This window comes from Streptomyces sp. NPDC086835, from assembly GCF_044745705.1.
Classification (GTDB): Bacteria; Actinomycetota; Actinomycetes; order Streptomycetales; family Streptomycetaceae; genus Streptomyces.
The window spans coordinates 242,732-268,713 of sequence record NZ_JBIVAU010000011.1 but is presented as its reverse complement, the minus strand read 5'-3'; the positions used below and the strand labels follow the sequence as shown (position 1 = coordinate 268,713).

Sequence of the window (25,982 nt, the reverse complement as noted above, 5' to 3'; positions counted from 1 at the left end):
GGGGATGGAGCGTGACTCGCTCCGGAATGATTACTTCGCTCGCGTCCTTCATCGAAGGCGGGTGTCGGGCCGGGCGTTCACGCAGGACGGGGGTCGTGTGTCGGATTCAGCGCAGCGGGCGGCGGACCATCGGCCGTACTTCTTCTTGAGCTACGCGCACACACCGCGGTACGGGGCCGGAGGCCCTGACCCCGACATGTGGGTCGAGCGGCTGTTCCGCGACCTGTGCGGCCATGTGATGGCCATGACCGATCTGCCGGCCGGCGCACCCGCCGGCTTCATGGACCGGGAGATACGTTCGGGGGAGGGCTGGTCGGAGCGGCTGGGTGAAGTGCTGGCCAGCTGCCGGGTGTTCGTCCCGCTGTTCTCCCCCCGCTACTTCGCCAGCGAGATGTGCGGCAAGGAGTGGTACGCCTTCGCCCAGCGGGCCATCTACCACCACGCGAAGAGCAACCGACCCGCGGAGGCGATCGTCCCTGCGTTATGGGTGCCGATGCCGCCGGAACAACTCCCGGGCCCCGCGGAGCGGTTGCAGTTCAACCACCGCGCCTTCGGCGACCGGTACGTGACCGACGGCCTCTACGGGCTGATCAAGCTCCGGATATTCGCGGAGGAGTACGAGGCGGCCGTCTACGAGCTGGCGAAACGGATCGTCAGCGTCGCCGACACCATACGGCTCGCCCCCGGCAGCCCCGTCGAGTTCCGCCAGGCGCCCAGCGCGTTCGGCAGACCCAGCGTCGGCCCGCGGCCCATGCACGTCACCGTCGCGGCCCCCACGAGCCACGATCTGCCGCCCGGCCGGTCGGCCGACTACTACGGCAAGCAGTCACAGGACTGGAACCCGTACCACCCGGATTCCGCCCGCCCACTGGCCTATGTCGCGCAGGACCTGGTGCGCTCCCTCAACTACCAGCCGACCGTCTCCTCCTTCGACCACGAGCCGCTGCCCGCGGCAGGCCAGCCGCCCACCCGCCCCGAGATCCTGCTCATCGACCGCTGGGCCCTCGAGAACGAGGAACGGTGCCGCAAACTCGCCGCCTTCGACGCCCATCCGCACCCCTGGGTGAGCGTCGTCGTCCCCTGGAACCGCGACGACCCGGACAGCCGCGACGCGGAGGCCGAACTGATCGAGAAACTGGAGCGCACCATGCCGCACCAGATGAGCCACGGCCGCGCGGCCTGCCAGGCGGCGGCCAAGGGCGTCTACAGCATGGAGGCCTTCGGGCACCTGCTGCCACAGGTCGCGGAGGCGGCCGCCCAGGAGTACCTGCGCCACGCCGAGGCATTCCCGCCGGCCCCGCCGGGCGGCGGCAGCCACAGCGAACGGCCCCGGCTGCGCGGCCCGATGGCCGACTACAGCACCACCCACTACGTCCCGAACATGCGTGACATCGCCCCTGAAGCGGAGGACACGGATGACAGCCAGTCGTGACGGGCGCATCGTCACCTTCTACTCGTACAAGGGAGGTACCGGACGCACGATGGCCATGGCCAACGTGGCCTGGATCCTCGCCGCGAACGGTAAGCGGGTGCTGGCCGTCGACTGGGACCTGGAAGCACCCGGCCTGCACCGCTTCTTCCACCCGTTCCTGGACCCCTCCACGCTGGGAGCCACCACCGGTGTCATCGACCTGATCACCGAGTACGCCTGGGCCGCGACCAATCCCGAGCCGCGCCGCGTCGACTGGCACCTGGACTACGCCCGCATACAGCCGCACGCCGTCTCCCTCACGCCCGAGAGCCTCGGCTGGGAGTTCCCCGAAGGCGGCACGCTCGACTTCGTCTCCGCGGGCAAGCAGAACCGCGAGTACTCCGCCACCGTGTCCACCTTCGACTGGGACAACTTCTACGACCGGCTCGGCGGCGGGCACTTCTTCGACGCGCTGCGCGACGACATGAAGGCCAACTACGACTACGTCCTCATCGACAGCCGCACCGGCCTCAGCGACATCGCCGACATCTGCACCGTCCACCTGCCCGACGTCCTCGTCGACTGCTTCACACTCAGCGACCAGTCCATCGACGGCGCCGCCGCGGTCGCCCGGCAGATCGACGAGCGGTACGGCGGCCGGGGCATCCGGATCTTCCCCGTTCCCATGCGCATCGACGAGGGGGAGAAGGAGAAGGCGGACGCCGGACGGGCCCTCGCGCGCCTCAAGTTCGACCGCTTCCCCACCGGCCTGACCGGCGAGGAGGCCACCGCCTACTGGGGCGCGGTGGAGATCCCCTACCGGCCCTACTACGCCTACGAGGAGACGCTCGCGACCTTCGGCGACGAGGCCGGCCTCACCAGCTCGCTGCTCTCCGCCTTCGAACGCCTCACCGCCGTCGTCACCGACCAGCAGGTCACCGCGATGCCGCCGGTCAACGAGGACGTCCGGCTGCGCATCAGGGACGCCTTCACCCGCCGGCGCCCCGCGCTGCCCGCCGACCTGTTCCTCAGCTACGTCGCCGAGAACCGCATGTGGGCCGACTGGGTCGAGTACGTGCTCAGCAGAGCCGGCTTCCGGGTCGTGCCGCGCGACGTGTCCGCGGAACACGATCCCGTGGAGGTCGACGCGGCCGCCGCGGAGAACGCCGCGCGTACGGTCGTGCTGCTGTCCAGCGCCTACCTCAAGTCGGCCCGGGCCGTGGAGGTCTTCCAGCGCGCGGCGGCGGAGGACCCGAGCGGCGGACGGCGCCATCTGCTCCCGATACGCGTCGGCGACGTCCGCCTCACCACCCCCTACATCGACCGCAACCCGGTCGACCTGTTCCGGCTCGACGAGGTGCACGCGACCGGCGCCCTGCTGCGCGCGCTCGACCGTCCGGTGCAGCTTCCCGAGCCGTCGTCGCCCGGACCGCGGTTCCCCGGAACGGTGCCCAAGATCTGGAACGCGCCGCCCCGCAACCCCGGTTTCACCGGCCGCTCCGTCGTACTGGAACGGATGCGCGACCAGCTCGGCGGCGGCATGGCCGTGGCCGCGGTCCTGCCGCAGCCCCAGACGCTCTACGGCCTCGGCGGCGTCGGCAAGACGCAGGTGGCCCTCGAGTACGTCCACCGGTTCATGGCCGACTACGACCTGGTCTGGTGGATCTCCTCCGAGCAGCCCGACGACGTCGTCGCCGGACTCGCCGAACTCGCCGTCCGGCTCGGCGCGCAGGGCGGCGAGGACATGGCCGCCGCCTCGCAGGAGGCCATCGACCTGCTGCGGCGCGGAGTGCCGTCGTCACGGTGGCTGCTGGTCTTCGACAACGCCGACGACCCCGAACAGCTCAAGCGCTTCTTTCCCGCGGGCGGCCCCGGCCACGTCCTGGTCACCTCCAGGAACCAGACCTGGTCGCAGTACGGCGACGCACTGCCCGTCGACGTCTTCCTGCGCGAGGAGTCCATCGAGCACATACAGCGGCGCGCCCGCGGACTGAGCGCCGAGGACGCCGACCAGGTCGCCACGGCCGTGGGCGACCTGCCCCTCGCCGTCGAACAGGCGGCGGCCTGGATAGCGGAGACGGCCACACCGGTCGCCTCCTACCTGGAACAACTGCGTGAGCAGGCCACCAGCGTGCTGGCGCTCAACCAGCCCGCCGGATATCCGGAGCCGGTCGCCGCGACCTGGAACGTGTCCATCGAGCGGCTGAAAGAGCGCTCTCCCGCGGCCGTCCGTCTGCTTCAGCTGTGCGCCTTCTTCGCACCCGAGCCGATCTCCGCGAACCTCCTCTACAGCAAGGAGATGATCGACGCGCTCAAGCCGTACGACGCCTCCCTCCAGGAGAAGCTCGTGCTGGGCCGGGTCATCCGGGAGATCGGCCGGTTCGCCCTCGCCAAGGTCGACCAGGTCTCCAACTCGATCCAGGTGCACCGGCTGGTGCAGGCCGTCATCAGGGCGCAGCTGAGCGAGGAGGAGCAGATGGACGCGCGCCACGCCGTCCACCGCATCCTCGCGGGCGCCAGGCCCGACGACGACGAGCCGATCGACAACCCCGAGACCTGGCCGCGGTTCAACACCATCTGGCCGCACCTCGGCCCGTCGGAGGCCAGGTACTGCAAGGAGCCGGAGACCCGCAGGCTGCTGATCGACCGGGTGCGCTACCTGTGGAAGCGCGGCGACTGGAAGACCGCCTACACCCTCGCCAGTGATCTGCGCGAGGCGTGGAAGGACATGCTCGGCAACGACGACCTCCAGTACCTGTACCTGCGCTTCCACCTCTCCAACATCCTGCGCTCCCAAGGCCGTTACGTGGAGGCGAAGGAGCTCGACGAGGTGACCCTGGAGCGGCAGCGCGCGGTGCTCGGCGCCTCCCATCCGCACACCTACATGACCACCAGCGGTCTGGCGATGGACCTCGGCACACTCGGCGAGTACGGCAGGGCGATGGAACTGGCGACCGAGGCGCACGAAGGGTTCAGCCAGATCTTCCACGAGTCCCATCCGCGCACGCTCGCCGCGGCCAACAACCTGGCGCTGAACCTGCGGATGGTCGGGCAGTACGCGCGGGCCCGCGAGATCGACCAGGAGGTCTTCGACCGGCGAACGGAGGTGCTCGGCCCGGAACACCCGTACACGCTCTCCTCGGCGATGAACCTCGCCCGCGACCTCAGGGAGGTCGGACGGTACGACGACTCCGTGTCCGTGCTCAGCCGCACCTACGAGGTCTACAAGGAGCAGCTCGGCCGGGCGTTCCCCGGCACGCTGGCCGCGGGCAAGAGCCTCGCGGTGTCGCTGCGCAGGGCCGGCCGGCTGGAGGACGCGCGGCGGCTGACGACCGCGACCCGCAACCGCTACCGCGCCAAGTACACCTCCGCCAACCCCGACTCGCTGGCCTGCGACCTGAACCTGGCGGCGGACCTGTTCGCCGCCGGCGAGCCCGTCGCCGCACGGGACCTGGCCCAGGAGGTCGTCGACCAGTACCGGCAGGTCCCCGGCGAGCGGCACCCGTACACCTTGGCCGCGATCAACAACCTGGGGATCTACGAGTGGGGCTGCGGAACACCGGAGACGGCTGAGCGGCTGCTGCAGGACGTGGTCGCGACGATGCGCGAGGTCCTGGGAGAGGACCATCCGCACGCCCTCTACAGCACGATCAACCTCGCCAACGCCCTCGCGGACCTGGGCCTCTGCGACGAGGCCCTGGCGATCGAGCGGCGGACCGTGGACCGGCTGCGCGAGGTGCTGGGAGCACACCATCCGGAGGTGCTCGGCATCGCCTCCAACATGTCCGTCACGCTCGGCCTGCTGGGACGCAAGGACGAGGCGACCCAACTGCGCGTGGAGACGGTCGAGGAGCTCCAGCGGCTGCTGGGTGAGGAGCACGCGCTCACCCGCATCGCCAAGGACGAACGCCGCGTCTACCGCGACCTGGAGCCGCTGGCGGTGTGACGGCGGTGTGACGGTACGGGCCGCCGTGCTCCGCAGGCGCGGCGGCCCGCACCCGCCGGCCGGGCGCGGTCAGTCGTCCAGCAGCCAGGTGAGGATGCGGGGCAGCGCGTGCAGGGCGTCGAAGTGCGCGGCGGCCGGTTCCAGGACGGCCGTCGCGCCCGGGATGCGCTGGGCGAGCCAGCGGGAGTGACCCACCGGGGAGAAGACGTCCTTCTCCCCGTGCCACAGCATCACCGGGCTCTTGATGTCCGCCGGGTCGAAGCCCCACGGGCTGCAGAACGCCAGCGCGTCGTCGATCCAGCCGTACGCGGAAGTCCGCAGCGCCTCCTGGTAGTTGCGCAGCAGCATGGACCTGACGCCGGCGTCGGCGACCACCATCCGGTCGGAGTCGGTGAGCTCCCTGCGCAGGTCGTTCAGCAGCCTGACCGGGTCCTTCCTGATCTCGGCGGAACGCAGCGTGAACCGCTCCACGAGTCCTGCGGGGTCGTCGGAGGCGCTGGTGTACTCCGTGACGTTGGACGCGGCCATGCCCTCGAACCAGTCCAGGCCGTCCGCGTCCCTCGGCGCCAGGGTCACCAGCGCCGCGGCACGGGTCACCCGGTCCGGCATCAGGGCCGCGCACGCCAGAGCGTGCGGCGCGCCCCCGGACCGCCCCACGACGGCGAAGCGCTCCAGGCCGAAATCGTCGGCGATCGCCCGTACGTCCTGCGCCACATCGGCGACGCTGCGGCCCGCGAGCCGGTCCGAACCGCCGTACCCGGGACGGTCGTAGGCGATCAGCTGTGTGCCGCGCTGATAGAGCACCATGCCGCGCGGCGCGGGGCCGAGCCTGCTGCCCGGCGTACCGTGCAGCAGGAAGACCGGTCTGCCGCGCGGATCGCCGAGACGCTCCACCATCAGATGCCGCCCGTCCGCCGCGCGCACCCGACGTCGCACCCGAACGCCCCCCTTCGCCGGACATACCCCGTGCGGTACATGTCCCGTGCCGTCCATGCCCGTTGCAGACATCATGAGCTTCCCCGTCCGGCCGGTGATTACCCATCAGGCGGCCGACTGTCGGGGGCATTCACGTTCTGCTTCCGGATCCTGTGAAGAGGCTGTGAACGCAACAGTGTTGTCGTGTGCCCGTCCCGTAGTCGACCTTGTGTGCGACTGCGACGCCTCGGAATAGTGGGCGACTCATCCTCCGCGTCCGGGCACCCCACTTGCTCCGGGCGCGGCCCCCACAGGAGGTCGAAGTTGAAGCACCGACGCATACCCAAGAGAAAAGCGGCAGTAGCAGGCGGCGCGGTCGTCGCCATCGTCGCCGCGGGCGTCACATTCCAGAGCGCGAACGCCAGTGACCACACTCCGCAGTTCGACGTGAAGGCGCTCACGGCGCCGGCGGCCGGGGACCTCGCCGCCACGCTGAGGGCGGACCTGGGTGCCGAAGAGGCCGGCGCGTACTACGACGCCAAGGCCAAGGCGCTCATCGTGAACGTGCTCAGCGAGGACGCGGCGCAGACGGTGCGCGAGGCGGGAGGCAAGGCCAGGGTCGTCGAGAACACCCTCGTCGAGCTGAAGAGCGCCCGGCAGACCCTCACGGACAAGGCGACCATCCCCGGCACCTCGTGGGCGACCGACCCGGTCACCAACAAGGTCGTCGTCACCGCCGACCGCACGGTCGAGGGCGCCGACTGGGCCAAGCTTCAGGAGGTCGTCAAGGGCCTCGGCGCCAAGGCGGAGCTCAAGAAGACCGCGGGCGAGTTCAGGCCCTTCATCGCCGGCGGCGACGCCATCCACTCGGGCGGCGGGCGCTGCTCGCTCGGCTTCAATGTGGTCAAGGACGGCGAGCCGCACTTCATCACCGCCGGGCACTGCGGGCAGTCCGGCAGCGAGTGGTCCGACTCGGCGGGCGGCCCGGCCGTCGGCACGATGGTCGACTCGCAGTTCCCCGGCAACGACTTCGCGCTGGTGAAGTACAACGGCGCCACGGAGCACCCGAGCGAGGTGAACCTCTACGACGGCGGGTCCCAGGCCATCACCCAGGCGGGCGAGGCGACCGTCGGCATGCAGGTGACGCGCAGCGGCTCCACCACGCAGGTCCACGACGGTGAGGTGACGGGCCTCGACGCCACCGTGAACTACGGCAACGGCGACATCGTCGAGGGCCTCATCCAGACGAACGTCTGCGCGGAACCGGGCGACAGCGGCGGCTCCCTCTTCTCGGGCGACGCGGCGATCGGCCTCACGTCGGGCGGCAGCGGCGACTGCAGCTCGGGCGGCGAGACGTTCTTCCAGCCGGTGACGGAGGCGTTGTCGGTCCTGGGTGCGGAAATCGGCTGACGTCCTTCTTCTGCCCGGCCCCGCCGCTGCCACGTGTCCGTGGCGGGGGCGGGGCCGTGGTTTTTTGGGGCGGGGCGGGTGCGTGGCGCCTGCGGCGGGCCAGTTCCCCTACCCGCCCCTTCCCGTAACCGGGGGCCAGCCCCCGGACCCGGCACCGCGCTCCGCGCGGTGTTTCGGGGGCTCCGCCCCCGGACCCGGCACCGCGCTCCGCGCGGTGTTTCGGGGGCTCCGCCCCCGGACCCCGCGCCTCAATCGCCGGCGGGGCTGGAGTTGCCAGGCAACTCACGTCGGCGGGGTGTGAGTTGCCGGGTAACTTGAGCCCCGCCTGGGGGCACCTCCATGGCCGCCAGGCCGTAGCGGAAGATTGAGGACACCGGGCGAAGCGCGGTACGGGGTCCGGGGCTTGCTCCGGTTCGGGAAGTGGGGGCCCCACGGCCGCCAGGGCGTAGGGGAGGCGGGGACAAGCCCCGCGCGGCGGCCACCCCGCCCGTCAGGCCCGCACCGCTCCGACCGCCCGCGGCGACTCCTCCGCGCGCCGCCCCCGCACCACCGCGCACGCCAGCGTGACCGCCGAGCCGGCCACCGCCCACGCGGCAAGCACCAGCATCGGTCCGCCCGCCCCGTTCCCCCTGAAGTACGCGATGGAGCGCGCCGCGTACGTGCCCGCTCCCGGTGGCAGCGCCGGGCCGATCGCGCGCCAGAACGGCGGGAGGAGCGGGTAGGGGTAGGCCCCGCCCGCGCTCGGGTTGCCGAGGACGACCACGAGCAGGATCGCCAGGCCGATGCCGACGATCCCCGCCAGTCCCTGGAGCGCCAGCGTGAGCGCTCCGACCGCGAAGACGAGCAGCGTGCCGAGGCCCCACAGTGCCCAGACGCTTCCGGGCAGCGCGTCCAGGACCGGGCCGGCGATCACCGTGCCGAGCAGTCCCGCGGTGATCGAGTACAGCAGCAGCGCGCCGAGCCGGATGACGGCGCGGGCCCCGTTGGCGGGCCGGGCGCCCGCGCTGATGGCCAGGATCGCCGCGCACAGATAGCCCCCCACGCACCAGCCGACCACCAGGTAGAACGAGGAGAGGCCCCGTGCGTCGCCCGCGGCGCCCGGGACGATGTCCACGACTTCGACCCTGCGCTGCTGCGACTGCTCCACCTTTCCGACGACCGCGGCGAGCGCCTCGGAGAGCGCTCCCCCGGCGCCGCCGGCGACCAGCAGCCGGTCGGTGGTGCCGCGTGGGTCGATGACGAGCGCCCCGTCGACCTTTCGCTCCAGGATCTGCCGCCGGGCGGCCGCCTCGTCGCCGACGGTGCGTGGTTCCAGGGGGTCACCAGGTAGCCGGGCGAGCCGGTACAGGGCCTCGTCGGCGATCTGCGTGTCGGGTGAGGTGATCGCCAGCGGGATCATGTGCGGCTTCGGCTGGTGGAAGGCGCCGATGTACGACGTGATGAAGCCGAGTTGGAGCGCCAGCACTCCGATGACCAGGATCGCGGCCCGCACGGTCACCGCGTCCTTGACCTCGTCGAGGAACCCCTTGCGCGGCTCGCCGTCCGTCTGTGCCGTCTGTGCCATGGCCCAACGCTCGACGGCGCCCGCCGCACGCGCAGGCGGTAAGGTCCGAATGGCTGAAGTAGACAGTGTCTACGAGGTGCGGTAGACACTGTCTATGACGTCTGTGAAGCAACACGACGAAAGTCTCCGGGCCAGGCTGGTGGCGGCGGGGGTCGAGCTGGTGACCACCAGGGGAGTGGAAGCGCTCTCCCTGCGGGAGATCGCCCGCAGAGCGGGCGTCTCGCACGGCGCCCCGCGGCGCTACTTCCCCACCCACCTGTCCCTGCTGTCCGCGATCGCCCGGGAGGGCTTCGCCGACCTGGCGCGCAGGTCCGCCGACGTCGTCGACGGCGTCGAGGAGGACCCCCGTGCCCGGGTCGCCGCACTGTGCCGCCTCTATCTGGACTTCGCACGGACCGACGGCGGCATGTTCGAGCTGATGTTCCGCCACGACCTGCTCAAGAGCGGTCATCTCGGTCTGCGGGAGACCAGCCTGCCGCTGTTCGGCAGGTTCGTGGACGCGGTGGCGCAGGTGCGGCCGCGTCCCGGTGACGCTCCGCCGCAGGTCGTCGCGACCGCGCTGTGGGCCAATCTGCACGGCATCGCCCAGCTGTGGGGCTGGGGCACCCTCCAGCTCGCGACGGGCACCGAAGACGTGGAGCCACTGCTGCGCACCGTCCTGGACGCTCACCTCGGGCCGGACCCCAGGTGAGCACACCGAACCCGGGCCGCGCGGGACGAAGCGCAGGCCGGAGCACGGTCCCGAGCGCGGACCGAAGTGCCGGCCAGGGCGCGGCCCCGAGCGCGGGCCGGGGCGCGGCCCATCGGCGGATCATGCTCACCGGCAGTGTCGTCGGCGCCTCGGTCGTCGCCCTGGACGGCACCGTACTGACCATCGTGCAGCCCGTCATGCAGCGGGATCTGCACGCGTCGTTCGAACAGATCCAGTGGACCGGCACCGGCTATCTGATCGCGGTGGCGAGCCTGCTCGTCCTCGCCGGGCGCATCGGAGACCGGTACGGCCACCGGCAGGTCTTCGCCGTCGGGATGCTGGGCTTCGGAGCCGCGTCCGCCGGCATCGGCCTGGCGCCGGACATCGGCTGGGTGATCGCGTTGCGCATCGCGCAGGGAGTCTTCGGCGCGCTGCTGCAGCCGGCCACTCTCGGCATGCTGCGGGCCGCCTTTCCGTCCGACCGGCTGGGAATGCCCATCGCGCTGCGCACCAGCGCGATCGGAGCGGCGGCCGCCGCCGGACCGGTCGTCGGCGGGGCGCTGGCCGCCGAGCTGGGGTGGCGGTCCGTCTTCCTGCTCAATGTGGCACCGGCGCTGGTGATCGGGCTGCTCGTCCTCGCCGTGCGGGACCCGGAGCCCGTCCCGGCGCCCAGGACCGGGCTCGACCCGGTCGGGGCCTGCCTGCTCGCGGTGACCCTGGTCTGTCTGGTGCACACGCTCGTCGGCATGCCGGGCACCGGCCGGGTGGCCGTGACCGTGGCGGGGTGCGGCGCGGCGGTCGTCGCCGGTGGCGCGTTCGTACGGCACGTACGGCACGGCCGGAACCCGCTGGTGCCGCCGGAGGTGCTCGGGTCGGCCGCCGTCGCCTCGGCGCTCGGGGTGCTGGTGTGCGCGTCGGCGGTGCTGTCCGGGGCACTGTTCGCCGGTGTCTACTTCCTTCAGGGCGTCCTCGGTCTCGACCCCTTCCGGAGTGCTCTGCAGGCGCTGCCGGGGGCGGTGGCGGTGGTCGTGGGCGCGCCGGTGTGCGCGGTGGCGCTGCGCCGGTACGGTCCGCGTCGGACGACCGTGGTGGCGATGTGCCTCCTCGTCCTCGGCGTCCTCGTGCTCTCCCGCCTCGACCGGGCGGCGGGCGTGGTGCCGATCGGCGGTGGGTTCTTCCTGGTGGGCGCCGGTTTCGGTGCCGCGATGGTCGCCGCGACGGCGGTCGTCGTGCGTGGCGCGCCGACGGAGTACGCCGGGGTCGCGGGCGGGCTCCAGCAGACCGCCATGAACATCGGCCCGGCGCTGGGGGTGGCCGTGGCGACCGCGCTGATGACGCTCGCCGCACCCGGCGGGGGACCGGCCGGCCCCGTGGTGATGTCCGTCTCCGCGACGGGTCCTGCGCTGACCGTTCTCGCGGCCGTGGCGGCGGCCGGTGCGCTCCTGACGGCGGCGCTGCCGGGCCGTACGGGTGCTGTCCCGCCGCGCCCGCGCACCGCTCCGTAACCCCGCGCGGCCCTCGCGGCCGCCCCGCGCGGTACCTCACTGCCGCCGTGCGGGGGACGGAAATGCGGGGCTGCGGGAAGGCTCCGAGAATGTGTCGTACGTGTGTTCGAAACTGGTCTATGGTTGGAGGTGGGGGAGGTGAGAACGACTGATTCAGGAGGTGCGGATGCCTTACTTCACGCATCTGCACACCGTTTCCGGGTTCTCTGTGCGGTACGGGGCCTCCCACCCGGAGCGGCTGGCCGGCCGCGCCGCCGAGCGCGGCATGGACGCCCTCGCGCTGACCGACCGCGACACCCTGGCGGGCGCGGTCCGTTTCGTCACCGCCTGCGCCAAGGAGGGCGTACGGCCGCTGTTCGGGGTGGACCTCGCCGTGGGGGAGCGGGCGCGGCAGGAGGGGCCCGCCGAGCGGCGCCGCACCCCGGTGCGCGGCGGAGCGTTCGTCGACGAATCCTCGCCCCGCACCGTCTTCCTGGCCCGCGACCGCCGCGGCTGGGCCGACCTGTGCCGGATGATCACCGCCGCCCACGCCACCGACCCGCGCAGCCCCCTGCTGCCCTGGGACGACAACCACGGCGACGGGCTGACCGTGCTGCTCGGCCCGTCGTCCGAGGTGGGCAGGGCACTGGCCGCCGGCCGGCCCGACCGCGCGGCCAAGCTGCTCGTCCCCTGGCGGGAGCGGTACGGCGACCGGCTGCGTCTGGAGGTCGTGCACCACGGCGGGGGCGGTACCGGTCCCGGCTCGCTGCGCCATGCCGCCCGTACCCTCGGCCTCGCCGCCGAGCAGGGCGTACGGCCCGTGCTGACCAACGCCGTCCGCTACGCCGACCCCGGCCAGGGCCCGGTCGCCGACGTCCTCGACGCCGCCCGCCGCCTGGTACCGGTCGACCCGCGCAAGGGCCTCGACAGCGGTGAACGCTGGCTGAAGGACCCGGCGGCGATGGCCGCCCTCGCCGCCCGGGTCTCGGAGGCCGCCGGCTTCCGGCGCGAGCTCGCGCACCGGCTGCTCGCCGTGACGGAGGAGACGGCCGCCGAATGCCTGGTCGACCCCGAGGACGATCTCGGGATCGGGAGCGTCCACTTCCCGGAGCCGGCCCTCGTCGGCGCCGAGTACCGCTCCGCGCAGCGGGTGCTGGCCTCCCGGGCCGCCGCCTCAATGGTGCTGCGCGGGTACGACGGACGGCGCGAGTACTGGGAGCGGATGCACCACGAGCTGGACATCATCGCCCACCACGGCTTCGCCTCCTACTTCCTGACGGTCGCTCAGGTCGTGGATGACGTCAAGGGCATGGGCATCCGGGTCGCGGCGCGCGGTTCCGGAGCCGGCTCCCTGGTCAACCACCTCCTCGGCATCGCGCACGCCGACCCGGTCGAGCACGGGCTGCTGATGGAGCGCTTCCTGTCCAAGCGGCGGCGTGTCCTGCCCGACATCGACATCGATGTGGAGTCCGCCCGCAGGCTCGAGGTCTACCGGGAGATCATCGGCCGCTTCGGCGAGGAGCGGGTCGCGACCGTCGCCATGCCGGAGACCTACCGGGTCCGGCACGCGATCCGGGACGTGGGCGCCGCCCTGTCCATGGACCCGGCGGAGATCGACAAGCTCGCCAAGTCCTTCCCGCACATCCGGGCCCGCGACGCCCGCGCGGCCCTGGCCGAACTGCCGGAACTGCGGGAGGTGGCAAGGGAGTCGAAGCGGCGGGAACGGATGTGGGAGCTGGTCGAGGCGCTGGACGCGCTGCCCCGCGGGGTCGCCATGCACCCGTGCGGCGTGCTGCTCTCCGACGCCTCGCTGCTCACCCGCACGCCGGTGATGCCGACCAGCGGCGAAGGCTTCCCCATGTCCCAGTTCGACAAGGACGACGTGGAGGAGCTCGGGCTGCTCAAGCTCGACGTCCTCGGGGTGCGGATGCAGTCGGCGATGGCGCACGCGGTCGCCGAGGTGCGCAGGGCCACCGGCGAGGAGGTCGACGTCGACGCCGTGCCGCCGGGCGACCCGGCCACCTACCGGCTCATCAAGTCGACCGAGACACTGGGCTGCTTCCAGATCGAGTCGCCCGGTCAGCGCGACCTGGTGGGACGGCTTCAGCCGGAGACCTTCGGCGACCTGGTCGTCGACATCTCGCTGTTCCGTCCGGGGCCGGTCGCGGCCGACATGGTGCGGCCGTTCATCGAGGCCAGGCACGGCCGGGCACCCGCCCGCTATCCGCATCCCGACCTGGAAGGGCCGCTGCGGGAGACGTACGGAGTGGTCGTCTTCCATGAGCAGATCATCGAGATCCTGGACATCATGACCGGCTGCGGCCGGGACGAGGCCGACCGGGTGCGGCGCGGTCTCTCCGACCCCGAGTCACAAGGGAAGATCAAGGCCTGGTTCGCGCAGAACGCCGGGGCGAAGGGCTACACGCCCGAGGTGATCGGCCGGACCTGGGAGATCATCGAGGCCTTCGGGTCGTACGGCTTCTGCAAGGCGCACGCGGTCGCGTTCGCCGTGCCCACGTACCAGTCGGCCTGGCTCAAGGCGCACCATCCGGCGGCCTTCTACGCCGGGCTGCTCACCCACGACCCCGGGATGTATCCGAAGCGGCTGCTGCTGGCGGACGCGCGGCGGCGCGGGGTGCCGGTGCTGCCGCTGGACGTGAACCGGTCTGCGGTCGCTCACCGAATCGAACTGGTGTCTGATGACGTGTCGTTCCAGGCCGGTACCGGTACAGGCCCTGGTGCCGTTCGTGGTGCCCGGCCCGGCTCCGGTCCAGGCCCCGGTCCTGGTCGCGACGCCCGGCTCGGCGCCGGTCCTGGTCCCGGCGCTGTCGCCGGCTCCCGTCCTGGACAAGGCCGTTGGGGGCTGCGGCTCGCGCTCTCCGACGTCCATGGCATCAGCGAGGCGGAGGCGGCGCGCATCGAGGCGGGGCAGCCGTACTCCTCGCTGCTGGACTTCTGGCAGCGGGCCTGTCCCTCGCGGCCGGTCGCCGAGCGGCTGGCCCAGGTCGGCGCGCTCGACGCCTTCGGCGCCAACCGCCGCGATCTGCTGCTGCACCTCGCCGAACTGCACCGCACCCAGCGCGGCGCCGCGTCCTACGGCAGCCAGCTCCCGCTGGCCCAGGGGCAGAAGACCGCACCGGTCGGGCTGCCCGACCTGGGGGACGCGGAACGCCTCAGCGCCGAGCTGGGCGTGCTCGGCATGGACGCCTCCCGCCACCTGATGGCGGATCACCATGCCTTCCTGGCCGAGCTCGGCGTGCTCTCCGCGCAGCGGCTGCGCGATGCCCCGCACGGGCGGACGGTGCTCGTCGCGGGTGCCAAGGCGGCCACCCAGACACCGCCGATCCGCTCCGGCAGGCGGGTCATCTTCACCACGCTCGACGACGGCACCGGCCTGGTGGACCTCGCCTTCTTCGACGACAGCCACGCCGCCTGCGCCCACACCGTCTTCCACTCCTGGCTGCTGCTGGTGCGCGGTGTGGTGCAGCGCCGTGGACCGCGCAGCCTCAGCGTGGTCGGCTCGGCCGCCTGGAACCTGGCGGAGCTGGTGGAACTGCGGCGCACCGGCGGCCTCGACGCGGTCGCCGCCCGGCTGGCCGCCCCGGCGCCGGAGCCGGACGGCGAGGCCGGGTCCGACAACGGCCGCCGGATCCAGCTGCCGACGGGCTACGAGCTCAACCCCTGGGCGGATCTCAAGCCCGCGGGTGAAGCCGCCGCGGGTGGAAGGAAGTTGTGGCATCAAAGTCCCGGGAGTGCCGGATGATCCTCTACGTGCGTTTCCTGCTGTCGCCCATGTACGAGGCGGCGCTGCCCGCGCTGCTCGCCGTGGCAGAGGACATCAGTCCCGTCGTCCAGGCGCTGCCGCCGGACGCCGCGCTCGTCGACGTCCGGGGCGCGGAGCGGTACTTCGGGCGGGACGCGGCACAGCTCGCCTCCCTGCTGCGGGTGCGGGCGCTCGCGCACTGCGGCGTGGACTGCGTCATCGGCGCCGGACCCGTACCCATGATCGCCAGGATGGCCGCGCGCGAGGCGGTGCCGGGTACGACCCTGGCGGTGACGGAGGAGGAGACCGCGGCCTTCCTGGCCGACAAGCCGGTCGCCGCGCTCGACGGGGTGGGGCCGGTGACCGCCCGCACCCTGTGCGCGTACGGTCTCGACTCCGCCGGCCGTGTCGCCGGCGCGCCGCTCGCCGTGATCCAGCGGATCCTGGGCGCGCGAGCCGGGCGCGAGGTGTGGGAACGGGCCCGCGGCATCGACCGTACGGCGGTCGTCCCGAACGCCCTCTCGCGCTCGGTGGCCGCCGAACGGACCTTCGACCTCGATGAGTTGGACCAGGTCGAGCACCGGCGGGCGCTGCTCTCGCTCGCGGAGGAGCTGGGGTCGCGGATGCGGGGCGAGCGTCAGGTCTGCAGGTCCCTGACGCTCACGGTGCGCTATGCCGACCGGTCCACGACCACCCGTACCCGCACCCTGCGGGAGCCGACCGCCCACTCGTCGGCGCTCGCCGACGCCGCGTACACGCTCCATCAGGCGCTCGGGCTTCAGCGGGCCAGGGTGCGGGGGCTGTCGCTGCGTGCCGAGGACCTGACGGCGGCCGAACGGGCCGCGCGGCAGCTGACGTTCGACCCTGCCGACGAGCGGGCGCGCCGGATCGAGGAGGTCGCGGACCGGGCACGCGCGAAGTTCGGTCCCGGGGCGGTCGTGCCGGGGTCGCTGGCGGCGTAGGGCGCCGTGCACCTGCCTGCCGGAGCATCCCACCGTCGCGGAGCCGGTGCATAGCAGATCCGCTCCGTAAGAAGGGGCAGTCTTTACCGACGCGTAACTTCCCAGGTCTGGTTACCCGCCCGTAAGTTGACATGAGCACAGCGAATCCAGCCATCGCAACTCCCTTGAGCCGCAAGGAGACAGATCGATGCTGCCTTGGAAACGTGCGCTCAGACCACTGTCAGCTCTCATGCTCGCAGTGGCCGTCGCCCTCACCCCGGCCGCCACCGCCACCGCGGAACCCGCCACTGCCGCCCCCAGCAGTGGCTGGAACGACTACAACTGCAAGCCCTCCGCCGCCCATCCCCGCCCCGTCGTCCTCGTCCACGGAACCCTCGGGAACTCCGTCGACAACTGGCTCGTCCTCGCCCCGTATCTGGTGAAGCGCGGCTACTGCGTCTTCTCCCTCGACTACGGGCAGCTCCCCGACGTGCCCTTCTTCCACGGCCTCGGGCCCGTCGACAAGTCGGCGGAGCAACTCGACGCCTATGTCGACAAGGTGCTCGCCGCCACCGGCGCACCCAAGGCCGACATCGTCGGCCACTCCCAGGGCGGCATGATGCCGCGCTACTACCTCAAGTTCCTGGGCGGGGCCGCCAAGGTGAACGCCCTCGTCGGCATCGTCCCCAGCAATCACGGCACCACCCTGAGCGGCTTCACCAAGCTGCTGCCGTACTTCCCCGGCGCGGCGGACCTGCTCGGCCGGCACACCCCGGCCCTCGCCGACCAGGTCACCGGATCCGCCTTCCTCACCAAGCTCAACGCGGACGGCGACACCGTGCCCGGCGTGCGCTACACGGTCATCGCCACCCGCTACGACCAGGTGGTCACCCCTTGGCGCTCGCAGTACCTCAGCGGGCCGAACGTCCGCAACGTACTGCTCCAGGACCTCTGCCCACTCGATCTGTCGGAGCACGTCGCGATCGGCGTGTTCGACCTGATCGCCTACCACGAGGTGGCCAACGCGCTCGACCCGGCGCACGCGAGACCCACCACCTGCGCGTCCGTCTTCGGCTGAACCGGCGCAGTCAAAAGGGCTGCCGCCCGCGCCCGGAACCCCGGGCACGGGCGGCAGCCCCGCCGTGTGTATCGCACTCAGCGGCTGTGACGTCCGCCCGGCGTCACGGTCCTGCGCCGGCCCAGCCCGAACAGCACCGCCGCGCCGACCGCGAGCGCCGCCGCACCGCCGATCGCCATGTAGGTGGTGCTGCTGTCACCACCTGTGGCGGCGAGCTTCTCGTCCGACGTCTCCGGGGCGGCGGGGGCGGCCGCGGGCTCCTCGGCCCCCTTCACCTCCGGGGCGTTCTCCGCCGGCTGCTCCGCGGGCTTCCCGGCCTCTGTGCCTGTGCCCGTGCCTGTGCCCGCGCCCGCTCCCGCCGGCTCGCCGTGGCCGTCACCGCCGTGACCGCCGTGGTCGACCGTGGACTTGTCCGCACCCTTCTCGATGTCCTGCTCGGAGGGCGCACTCGCGGCGGGGGCCGGGGCACTTCCACCGCTGTCCTTGCCGAAGACCACGTCGGAGCAGGTGTAGAAGGCCTCGGGGGAGTCCGAGCGCTGCCAGATCGAATACACCAGGTGCCGGCCCGACTTGTTCGGCACGATGCCGTTGAAGACGTACGCGCCGTTCTCCAGCTCGGGGTTCGTGACCTTCGCGAACGGCTTCTCCTCCAGGTCCGACCACTTGAGCGGCTTCGTGGGGTCGTAGCCGTCCTTCGTCAGATACATCTCGAACGTGCCCTTGTGCGGCGCGGTCGCCTTGTAGCGGAAGGTGTGGTTGCCGGAGGCGAGCGGCGAGGACGGCCAGTCGGCGCGCGGCAGATCGAGGCCCTTGTACTTGTCACGGCCCGCGCTGCACAGCTTGCCGTCCGGTATCAACTGCTTGTGGTTCCCCGCCGCATTGGCGATGTTGACCTCGTTCCAGTCGTACAGCGGCTGCGTCCCGCCCGCCGCGACCAGCGCCTTGCACGCCGCCGAGTCCGGGCTCTCCGGCCCTTCCGCGAAACAGGCGGAGATCCGGCTGACCGGGTCCGTCATCGATCCGTGGGCGGACGCCGGCGCCGTGGCGAGACCGGCGAGGGCGAGCGGCGCGAAGCCGAGCGCGGCCACCGTGGTGACCTTGCGGCGAGCGGTCATGGGGACGTTCTCCTTAAGGCGGCTATGGGGGGACCGGGGCCGGTTCGAGCAGGCGGCGCGGCCCCCCGCGGACTACGGCACCGACTGCTCGAACCGGCCCCGGCGATCTGCAAGTTAGCCGCTCGGGACGTCGGAATCGCCTGCTGGCGGGGGGTGAGGGCCATCCTTATGGCGCCTTTAAGGTGACGCTAAGAAGGGGCTCAGGAAGAGCGGTCCGACGGTCCTCGGGTTCTTCGAAGGCCCGCTGTAGGCCCGGCACGGTCACCGATGAGCACGGGACTTCGAGCACGGCATCGCCCCCTGGGGTGCGAAGCTCACCTTCGCCGCTTCAGTGCATGTGCCACACGTGGGAGCTCCTCGTGCAGCACACGACCGGCCAGTGCGCCGCCGAATACGACGACGCCCACGCCGACCAGCCAGGCCTGGAGGACCAGAACGGTTCCGAAGGGACCGTAGGTGACAGCGTTGGAAGCAATCAGCGGAGAGAAGACGACCTGGGAGAAGATCCTGAGGCCGAACAGGCCGAGCGCGGTCGCCATCGCGCCGGGTAACAAGGCCCGCCAGCCGACCCGCCCGCCGAGCAGCATCCTCTGCGACCACCAGAGGAAGAGAACGGCGCTCAGCAACGCGGCCCATGTGCCGAACACGGATCCTTCCCACAGCCCGGTCGTGGCGGAGACGAAGAGGTACGCGGTCAGTACGCCGAGCCACACCACATGCCGCCACCTGGCGTGCCAGCGGGCAGCGGGCAGGGCCCAGACACTTTCGTAACCGGTCTGTACCGCTGACCCGAACGTCAGGCCGAAGACGGCCAGCGTGGCGATGCCGAAGGCAGTCGTGGTTCGCAGTGCCTGGCCAGGCAGGGTGAACAGTTCCTCGACCTTCCTCCTGGAGGCCGTCGACAAGCCGAGCCCGTCCCCGAGCCACTGTGCGAACCCCTGCCCGTGCGCCGGATCGGCCGACGAGACGATGAGCAGCAGCGGCACCAGGGTGAGGAACCCGAGCGCCGCGAAACCCAGTGCACGCTGCCCCAGTTGGAGATCGCTGCTCCGCCGCCATCCACGCCCGACCGGCGAACGGCTGACTGCTCGGCGTAGCCGCCTGAGCGGAGTTGAACGGTTCGCGGCAGGTGACGACTTCATCGGCATGCCTGTCGACTACCACGGTCGATGCGGTCACCGCGGGAAGGCGCGGCGCAGTTGGTCACATCGTGCTCAGTGGCCAGGTAGGGCCAAGAAGTCGATCAGCAAGGCGTGTCGGCCCAGCGGTCGGGCCCACGGCTCAGCCGCTCGTCCCCACATCGTTGTTGGGCGCGCCGTCGCCGGCCGGCGGGAGGTCGCCGCGTTCGACCGGCTGCCCGGCGTCGCCCCGCGCGGGTGGCAGTACGGCATCGAGCTCCGCGTCGCTCGCGGCGTGCGCCGCCTCGGCCGCCTCGCGGAGGGTGCGGCGGTCCACGGTCCCCGTGTCGGCGTTGAGCCGCACCAGCCGGCCGTCCACCTCGGTCGCGTACTCGTGCTGCGTGCCGCCCGTGCGGTACCAACTCGCGCCGTCCGCAACGCACTCGACAGCGCCGTCCGTGCCGCCGCTGCCGACGCCGAGCGGTGTCTTCGGGCAGAGCGCCGCGTCCATGGAGCCCTTGTCGACACCGAGACGTATCTGCGCGCCCGTCCCCTGCTTGACGTATGTCGCCGAGAACCCGTCGGCCCCGAGCACGCCCACGGACTGCTTGGCCACCTCGTAGCCCGGCACCTCGGTGACATAGACGTTCTCGATCGCCACTTGGGCGGCACGCGCGCGTGCCTCCAGTTCGGCCCGGTCGACTCCGCTTCCGGCGGTTTCGCTGCCGCAGGCGACCGATACGAGGGTCACCACGGCCGTGACGGTCACAAGGGGGCGCGGCAGCCGCGCGGCAGGCTTCATGACGGTCATGGTGCCGCAGGGTGATCCCCGCTCCGGGCGTGTGTGTCCTGATCGTTGCCACCGAGAGGAGGCTCACCCGTCCAGTAGCTTGAGTCTCCCTCGGGGGGAGACATCAGGGTGGGGGCATGAACGGCGACGCGCTCTTCTCGATCGGCGAAGTGGCCCGGCGGACCGGCTTCACGGTCAAGACGATCCGGTTCTACTCGGATCGCGGGATCGTGTCGCCCGCTGGACGTAGCCCGGCCGGCTACCGCCTCTACAGCTTCGACGCCATCGCCCGTCTCGGCCTCGTGCGGACTCTGCGCGACCTGGGGCTGGATCTTGCCACCACTCGCAAGGTGATGGACCGGGAGCGCTCACTGCCGGAAGTGGCGGCGGCTCACGCCGATGCGCTCGCTGTGCAGATCCGCACCCTGGGCATGCGGCGCGCGGTGCTGATGGCGGTGGCCGAACGCGGCTCCACCCCGGAGGAGACAGCCCTCATGCACACGTTGACACAGCTTTCCGAAGACGGACGCCGACGCCTGATCGGCGACTTCCTCGACGCCGTCTTCGGCGGACTCGGTGACGGCCCCGGCATGGCGGGGGCCATGCGGTCGATGACGCCGGAACTGCCCGTTGACCCAGATCCGGAGCAGATCAAGGCGTGGGTGGAACTGGCCGAACTGTCCCAGGACCCGGCCTTCCGGGCCGCCGTCCGACGGCCGGCCGAGGACCTGGCAGCCCAGTACGCCCGCACCGGCGCACGGACCCCGCACCGGGATCTCGGCGCGACCGTCCGTGACCTCGTGGGCCCGGCCCTCGCCGGCGGGGTAGGACCGGAGTCGCCCGAAGCCGATCCGGTCGTCGCGGCGCTCACAGCACATTGTGCGAATGCCCTGAGCCGTGCCGACGACGTCGACCTCCGCCGTCATCTGCTGACACGGCTGGAGGAGTTGCACGACGCCCGTAGAGAGCGGTACTTCGAGCTGTTGGCGATCATCAACGGCTGGCCGGCTCCGGAAGCTCTCGCGCCGGTGCTCGCATGGTCCGTCCAGGCCCTGCGGGTCCGGCTGCCCCGCCGCGGACTGCCGCGCAGCGGATGACCGGCCCGGTCGCGCGCCGTGCGGGGACGTCATCGCCTCGTCGGCGGTTCAGGTGGTTCCAGCCGTTCCAGCCGTTGCTGCCGCTCCAGCCGTTCCAGCAGGTCCGCGAGGCCGGGGTTCCGGCCCGCCGGTCCGTCGCGTCACGTCGCCCGGAGGACGGGCGTCCGGCCGGATGCGGCCGCCAGGTGCCCGCCGTACGGTGGGACCGCACCGGGTTCCACCGACGTCGGGAGAGGGAATGGCCGGGGAGATCTCGTTCTTCGAACTGGGCGTCGCGGACTCCGAGCGGGCCCGGACCTTCTACGCCGGGCTGTTCGGCTGGACCTTCGAGGCCGGGACGACGGAGGGCGGCGGCTACTCGATCCGCACCCCCGGTGTCCCCGGCGGAGTGCACGGAGGGGACCCCGGAGCCGGCCCGTACGTCTTCTTCCGCGTCGACGACATGCAGGCGGCCGTCGCCCGCGTGCGCGAGCTCGGCGGCACGGTCGACGACATCGACGTCGGCGGCGACGAGGACTCGGTCGCCCGCTTCGGCCGTTTCCAGCTGTGCCACGACGACCAGGGCTCGCCCTTCGGCCTCCACCAGCCACCGGCCGGCAGCTGACGCGCACCTTCGAACACGCGCCGCCCGCGCCGCCCGCCACTCCGGTGACGCCCCCCGCCTCAGCCGATGCGGCGGTAGCGGCGCTCCGGGCGGCCCGTACCGCCGTAGCGGAGCGTCACCTCGGCCCGGCCCGTCTCCGCGAAGTACTCCAGGTACCGCCGCGCGCTCACCCGTGACAGGGAGCCCGCCGCCGCGCACTCGGAGGCCGAGAGATCGCCCGGGTGCTCCCGCAGGATGCGCTCCACCAGCTCGGCCGTGTGCGGGGCGAGGCCCTTGGGGAGCTCGCGGGAGCCGGGCGGTCGGGTGCCGAAGATCTGGTCCACGTCCTCCTGGCGCGCCTCGTCCAGCCGGTCGAGGCGTGAGCGCAGCGCCGCCACATGCCGGAGCTGCTCATGCAGTGCGGCCTGGTTGAAGGGCTTGATCAGGTAGTGCAGCGCGCCCGCGCGCAGCGCGGAGCGGACCACGGCCGCGTCCCGTGCGGCCGTGATGAACAAGGCGTCGGCGCTCGGCCGGCCGGGATCACGTTCCTCCGCCGCCCGCAGCTCCCGGAGCACCGTGATGCCGTCCATGTCGGGCAGGTAGATGTCGAGCAGTACGAGGTCGGGCCGCAGCCGCTCCGCGGCGCGCAGCGCCTCGCCGCCGCTGTGGGCCACCCCGGCGACCGTGAAGCCCTCCGCCTGGGACACATAGCGGCTGTGCAGCTTGGCGACCATGAAGTCGTCGTCCACCACCAGCACCTTTGTCACGCCGCCACGCTAAGCCGCGACCACAAGGACCACAACGTCCGTTGATTCCGGAAGAGAGACAGCTTCTTAACGCGCAGGCAACATGTGGGCCACTTCACACATCTACGACGAGAGGCGATCCCGTGCGACTGCGCACCCCCATTGCCCTGCTCGGGGCGGCACTGCTGGTGCTCGTGGGGCCGCCGCTGCTCACCTCGGGCAGCGGCGCAGAAACCGGTACCCAGATCCCCGGTCTGCGGTTCATGGTTCCCAACACCCCCGGTGGCGGCTACGACATCACCGCCCGCACGGCCGCCAAGAACGCCGAGGACGCAGGGCTCACCCACAACATCGAGGTCTTCAACCTGCCCGGCGCCGGCGGCACCGTCGGCCTGACCCGGCTCGTCGGCGAGCACGGCAACGGCAAGCTGGCCATGTCCATGGGTCTCGGCGTCGTCGGCGCCGTACACACCAACAAGTCGCCGAAGACCCTCGCCGACACCACACCGATCGCCCGGCTCACGGAGGAGCAGGACATCGTGGTGGTCGCCAAGGACTCCCCGTACAAGAACATCGGCCAGCTGATCGACGCGTGGAAGAAGAACCCCGGCAAGCTTCCGGTCGGCGGCGGCTCCTCGCCCGGCGGGCCCGACCACCTCGCGCCCATGTTGATGGCGCAGGCCGCCGGGATCGCGCCCAAGTCCGTCAACTACATCCCGTTCGACGGCGGTGGTGAGCTGCTCGCCTCCATCCTCGGCAACAAGGTCGCCTTCGGGGTCTCCGGCGTCGGCGAGTACCTCGACCAGATCAAGTCGGGCGAGCTGCGGCTGCTGGCCGTGACCGGGCCGAAGCGGGTCCCCGGTCTGGACGCGCCCACCCTGCGTGAGGCCGGGCTCGACACCGAATTCACCAACTGGCGCGGCATCGTGGCACCGCCGGGCCTCACCGACGGCGAGCGCGACAAGCTCATCGGGCTGGTCACGAAGCTGCACGAATCGAAGCAGTGGCAGGACTCCATGAAGAAGAACGGCTGGGACGACGCCTTCCTCACCGGCGACAAGTTCGGCGACTTCCTCGACGAGCAGGACGACAGCGTCGACCAGGTGCTGAAGGAGCTGGGGCTGTGAGCTCGACCACGTCCACGACCAAGACCCCGGACAGGCGTGCCTGGCTGCGGGAACACTCCGAACTCGGTGTCGGCGCGCTGCTCCTCGTCATCGGCGTCCTCGTCCTGACCGACGCGCTCACCATGGACGTCGACATCGCCCAGCGCGGGCCCGTCGGACCCACGACCGTGCCGATCGCCGTCGGTGTCGGCCTGCTGGTCGTCGCCGTCCTCCTCGCCGTCGACGTGCTCAGAGGCGGCCGGGGCGAGGCGGAGGGCGGCGAGGACATCGACCTCTCCGAGCCGAGCGACTGGCGGACCGTGCTGCTGCTCGCCGGTGTCTTCCTCGCGAACGCGGTCCTCATCGGGCCGCTCGGCTTCCCGGTCTCGGGGGCGCTGCTCTTCTGGGGCTCCGCCTACGCGCTCGGCAGCCGGCGCATCGACCGCGATCCGCTGATCGCGGCCGTCCTCTCCGTCGTCACCTACTTCGTCTTCAACAATCTGCTCGGCGTCCCGCTGCCCGGCGGCCCGCTGATGGGAGTGCTCTGATGGATTCCCTGAACTCCCTTCTCGACGGCTTCGGGACGGCGCTCACCCCGATCAACCTGCTGTGGGCGGCGATAGGCGTCCTGCTGGGCACGGCCATCGGCGTGCTGCCCGGCATCGGCCCCGCCATGGCGGTCGCGCTGCTGCTGCCGGTGACGTACGGGCTGGAGCCGACCGGCGCCTTCATCATGTTCGCCGGCATCTACTACGGAGCCATGTTCGGTGGCTCCACGACGTCGATCCTGCTCAACACGCCCGGAGAGAGCGCGGCGGTCGTCGCCGCGATCGAGGGCAACCCGATGGCCAAGGCCGGGCGCGGCGCACAGGCGCTGGCGGCCGCGGCGGGCGGCCACTTCGCCGGCGGCATGATCGGCACGGTCCTGCTGGTCGCCCTCGCACCGACCGTCGCCGAGCTGGCCGTCGACATCGGCGCGCCCGACTACTTCGCCATCATGGTGCTGGCATTCATCGCGGTCACCTCGGTCCTCGGCTCCTCGAGGATCCGCGGCCTCGCCTCCCTGCTCATCGGTCTCACCCTCGGCCTCGTCGGCCTCGACCAGATGACCGGTCAGCAGCGCCTCACCTTCGGCTCCCTCCAGCTCGCCGACGGCATCGACGTCGTCATCGTCGCGGTCGGTCTCTTCGCCATCGGCGAGGCCCTGTGGGTCGCCGCCCATCTGCGGCGCAACAGCGGTGACGCGATCCCGGTCGGCAGGCCGTGGCTGGCGAAGTCCGATGTGAAGCGCACCTGGAAGCCGTGGCTGCGCGGGCCCGTCATCGGATTCCCGTTCGGCGCGATCCCGGCGGGCGGTGCGGAGATCCCCACCTTCCTGTCGTACGTCACGGAGAAGCGGCTCTCCAAGCACAAGGACGAGTTCGGCAAGGGTGCCATCGAGGGCGTGGCCGGACCGGAGTCCGCGGCCTCCGCCTCCGCGGCGGGCACGCTCGTCTCCATGCTCACGCTCGGCCTGCCCACGACCGCGGTCGCGGCTGTCATGCTGGCCGCGTTCCAGCAGTACGGCATCCAGCCCGGACCGCTGCTCTTCGAACGTGAACCGGACCTGGTGTGGGGCCTGATCGCCTCGCTGTTCGTCGGCATGGTGCTGCTGCTCGCGCTGAACCTGCCGCTCGCGCCGCTCTGGGCGAAGCTGCTGCGCATCCCGCGTCCGTACCTGTACGCCGGCATCCTGTTCTTCGCGGCGGTGGGCGCGTACGCGGTCGGCGGCGAGGCGATCGATCTGGTGATCCTGCTGATCATCGGTCTCATCGGCTTCGGCATGCGCCGCTACGGCCTTCCCGTGCTGCCCGCCGTCATCGGTGTGATCCTCGGCCCGGCGGCCGAGCAGCAGCTGCGCCGCGCGCTCCAGATCAGCGACGGCAGCGCCGTCGGGCTCGTCAACACGCCGTTCTCGGTGACGGTCTATGCCGTGATCGTGGTGCTGCTGGGCTGGCCGTGGCTGAAGAAGCTCTTCGTCAGGAACCGATCGGCCGCCTAGGCGCGAAGTCGTACGACACGAAGCCGTGAGGGCATGAGGAGGTGAGGGGCGGGGCCCCACCCGGGCCCCCCCCCCCCCCCCCCCCCCCCGCACCCACAACCGGCGCAGGGCCGGACCGGCCCCCGGTTAGAGCGCCGACAGGGGGCGTTCAGCCCCGGCCCCCCCCGTGGGGTGGCGGGCGCC

19 protein-coding genes are annotated in these 25,982 nt (G+C 71.7%); 13 read left to right on the top strand and 6 right to left on the bottom strand.

The window, feature by feature from the left end:
• Positions 1-97 precede the first annotated feature (97 nt).
• Together ACIPJI_RS30785 and fxsT are read left to right on the top strand one after the other, a co-directional pair.
• Positions 98-1,432, top strand: coding sequence for a TIR-like protein FxsC (locus ACIPJI_RS30785; protein WP_402250049.1), 1,335 nt, complete (start codon positions 98-100; stop codon positions 1,430-1,432).
• Complete coding sequence (gene fxsT, locus ACIPJI_RS30780) at positions 1,416-5,357, top strand: FxSxx-COOH system tetratricopeptide repeat protein (protein ID WP_402250048.1); 3,942 nt, start codon at positions 1,416-1,418, stop codon at positions 5,355-5,357. Before ACIPJI_RS30785 ends, fxsT begins: the two co-directional genes overlap by 17 nt.
• 69 nt (positions 5,358-5,426) lie before the next feature.
• On the opposite strand, the gene ACIPJI_RS30775 is transcribed toward fxsT, so the two are convergent.
• Positions 5,427-6,293 (bottom strand): alpha/beta fold hydrolase, encoded by an 867-nt coding sequence (locus tag ACIPJI_RS30775; protein ID WP_307705625.1) that lies wholly within the window; start codon positions 6,291-6,293, stop codon positions 5,427-5,429.
• A gap of 303 nt (positions 6,294-6,596) precedes the next feature.
• Between ACIPJI_RS30775 and ACIPJI_RS30770 the strand changes: the two genes are divergently transcribed.
• Entirely contained in the window at positions 6,597-7,682 is a 1,086-nt protein-coding gene (locus ACIPJI_RS30770) for a S1 family peptidase (RefSeq protein WP_356622973.1), read from the top strand.
• 490 nt (positions 7,683-8,172) lie between these two features.
• Here ACIPJI_RS30770 and ACIPJI_RS30765 read toward each other — a convergent pair whose 3' ends face one another.
• Entirely contained in the window at positions 8,173-9,246 is a 1,074-nt protein-coding gene (locus tag ACIPJI_RS30765; protein WP_307705623.1) for a DUF3533 domain-containing protein, read from the bottom strand.
• 94 nt (positions 9,247-9,340) lie between these two features.
• Between ACIPJI_RS30765 and ACIPJI_RS30760 the strand changes: the two genes are divergently transcribed.
• From ACIPJI_RS30760 to ACIPJI_RS30740, 5 genes are all read left to right on the top strand, one after another.
• Complete coding sequence (locus ACIPJI_RS30760) at positions 9,341-9,937, top strand: TetR/AcrR family transcriptional regulator (protein ID WP_402250046.1); 597 nt, start codon at positions 9,341-9,343, stop codon at positions 9,935-9,937.
• A gap of 122 nt (positions 9,938-10,059) precedes the next feature.
• Complete coding sequence (locus ACIPJI_RS30755; RefSeq protein WP_402250044.1) at positions 10,060-11,442, top strand: MFS transporter; 1,383 nt, start codon at positions 10,060-10,062, stop codon at positions 11,440-11,442.
• Between the two features lie 166 nt (positions 11,443-11,608).
• The gene (locus ACIPJI_RS30750; RefSeq protein ID WP_402250042.1) at positions 11,609-15,184 is read left to right on the top strand and encodes a DNA polymerase III subunit alpha; all 3,576 of its coding nucleotides are present in this window, start codon (positions 11,609-11,611) and stop codon (positions 15,182-15,184) included.
• A complete protein-coding gene (locus tag ACIPJI_RS30745) occupies positions 15,181-16,146 on the top strand; it encodes a hypothetical protein (protein ID WP_402250040.1) in 966 nt (321 codons plus the stop codon). Before ACIPJI_RS30750 ends, ACIPJI_RS30745 begins: the two co-directional genes overlap by 4 nt.
• 187 nt (positions 16,147-16,333) lie before the next feature.
• Entirely contained in the window at positions 16,334-17,203 is an 870-nt protein-coding gene (locus tag ACIPJI_RS30740) for an alpha/beta fold hydrolase (RefSeq protein ID WP_356622963.1), read from the top strand.
• A gap of 77 nt (positions 17,204-17,280) precedes the next feature.
• On the opposite strand, the gene ACIPJI_RS30735 is transcribed toward ACIPJI_RS30740, so the two are convergent.
• The 3 genes from ACIPJI_RS30735 to ACIPJI_RS30725 all read right to left on the bottom strand — a co-directional run bounded on the left by ACIPJI_RS30735 (position 17,281) and on the right by ACIPJI_RS30725 (position 20,247).
• A complete protein-coding gene (locus ACIPJI_RS30735) occupies positions 17,281-18,318 on the bottom strand; it encodes a lytic polysaccharide monooxygenase (RefSeq protein ID WP_402250038.1) in 1,038 nt (345 codons plus the stop codon).
• 314 nt (positions 18,319-18,632) lie between these two features.
• A complete protein-coding gene (locus tag ACIPJI_RS30730) occupies positions 18,633-19,466 on the bottom strand; it encodes a ribonuclease BN (RefSeq protein WP_402250037.1) in 834 nt (277 codons plus the stop codon).
• A gap of 133 nt (positions 19,467-19,599) precedes the next feature.
• On the bottom strand, positions 19,600-20,247 hold the full coding sequence (locus ACIPJI_RS30725; RefSeq protein WP_402250035.1) for a hypothetical protein: 648 nt from the start codon (positions 20,245-20,247) through the stop codon (positions 19,600-19,602).
• A gap of 116 nt (positions 20,248-20,363) precedes the next feature.
• On the opposite strand from ACIPJI_RS30725, the gene ACIPJI_RS30720 reads away from it, so the two are divergent.
• Positions 20,364-21,323, top strand: a complete 960-nt coding sequence (locus ACIPJI_RS30720) for a MerR family transcriptional regulator (RefSeq protein WP_402250033.1) — start codon at positions 20,364-20,366, stop codon at positions 21,321-21,323.
• Between the two features lie 238 nt (positions 21,324-21,561).
• The gene (locus ACIPJI_RS30715) at positions 21,562-21,927 is read left to right on the top strand and encodes a VOC family protein (protein ID WP_307705611.1); all 366 of its coding nucleotides are present in this window, start codon (positions 21,562-21,564) and stop codon (positions 21,925-21,927) included.
• 59 nt (positions 21,928-21,986) lie between these two features.
• On the opposite strand, the gene ACIPJI_RS30710 is transcribed toward ACIPJI_RS30715, so the two are convergent.
• Entirely contained in the window at positions 21,987-22,640 is a 654-nt protein-coding gene (locus ACIPJI_RS30710) for a response regulator (RefSeq protein ID WP_307710308.1), read from the bottom strand.
• 155 nt (positions 22,641-22,795) lie between these two features.
• Here ACIPJI_RS30710 and ACIPJI_RS30705 point away from each other — a divergent pair, with 155 nt between their 5' ends.
• From ACIPJI_RS30705 to ACIPJI_RS30695, 3 genes are read left to right on the top strand one after another with little or no spacing between them, the layout of a single operon-like run.
• On the top strand, positions 22,796-23,779 hold the full coding sequence (locus ACIPJI_RS30705; RefSeq protein ID WP_356622921.1) for a tripartite tricarboxylate transporter substrate-binding protein: 984 nt from the start codon (positions 22,796-22,798) through the stop codon (positions 23,777-23,779).
• On the top strand, positions 23,776-24,306 hold the full coding sequence (locus ACIPJI_RS30700; protein ID WP_307705608.1) for a tripartite tricarboxylate transporter TctB family protein: 531 nt from the start codon (positions 23,776-23,778) through the stop codon (positions 24,304-24,306). The genes ACIPJI_RS30705 and ACIPJI_RS30700 overlap by 4 nt, the downstream gene beginning before the upstream one ends.
• Positions 24,306-25,799 carry a tripartite tricarboxylate transporter permease gene (locus ACIPJI_RS30695; protein ID WP_402250030.1) on the top strand — a complete coding sequence of 498 codons (1,494 nt, stop codon included), beginning with the start codon at positions 24,306-24,308 and terminating at the stop codon, positions 25,797-25,799. The genes ACIPJI_RS30700 and ACIPJI_RS30695 overlap by 1 nt, the downstream gene beginning before the upstream one ends.
• Positions 25,800-25,982: the final 183 nt, after the last annotated feature.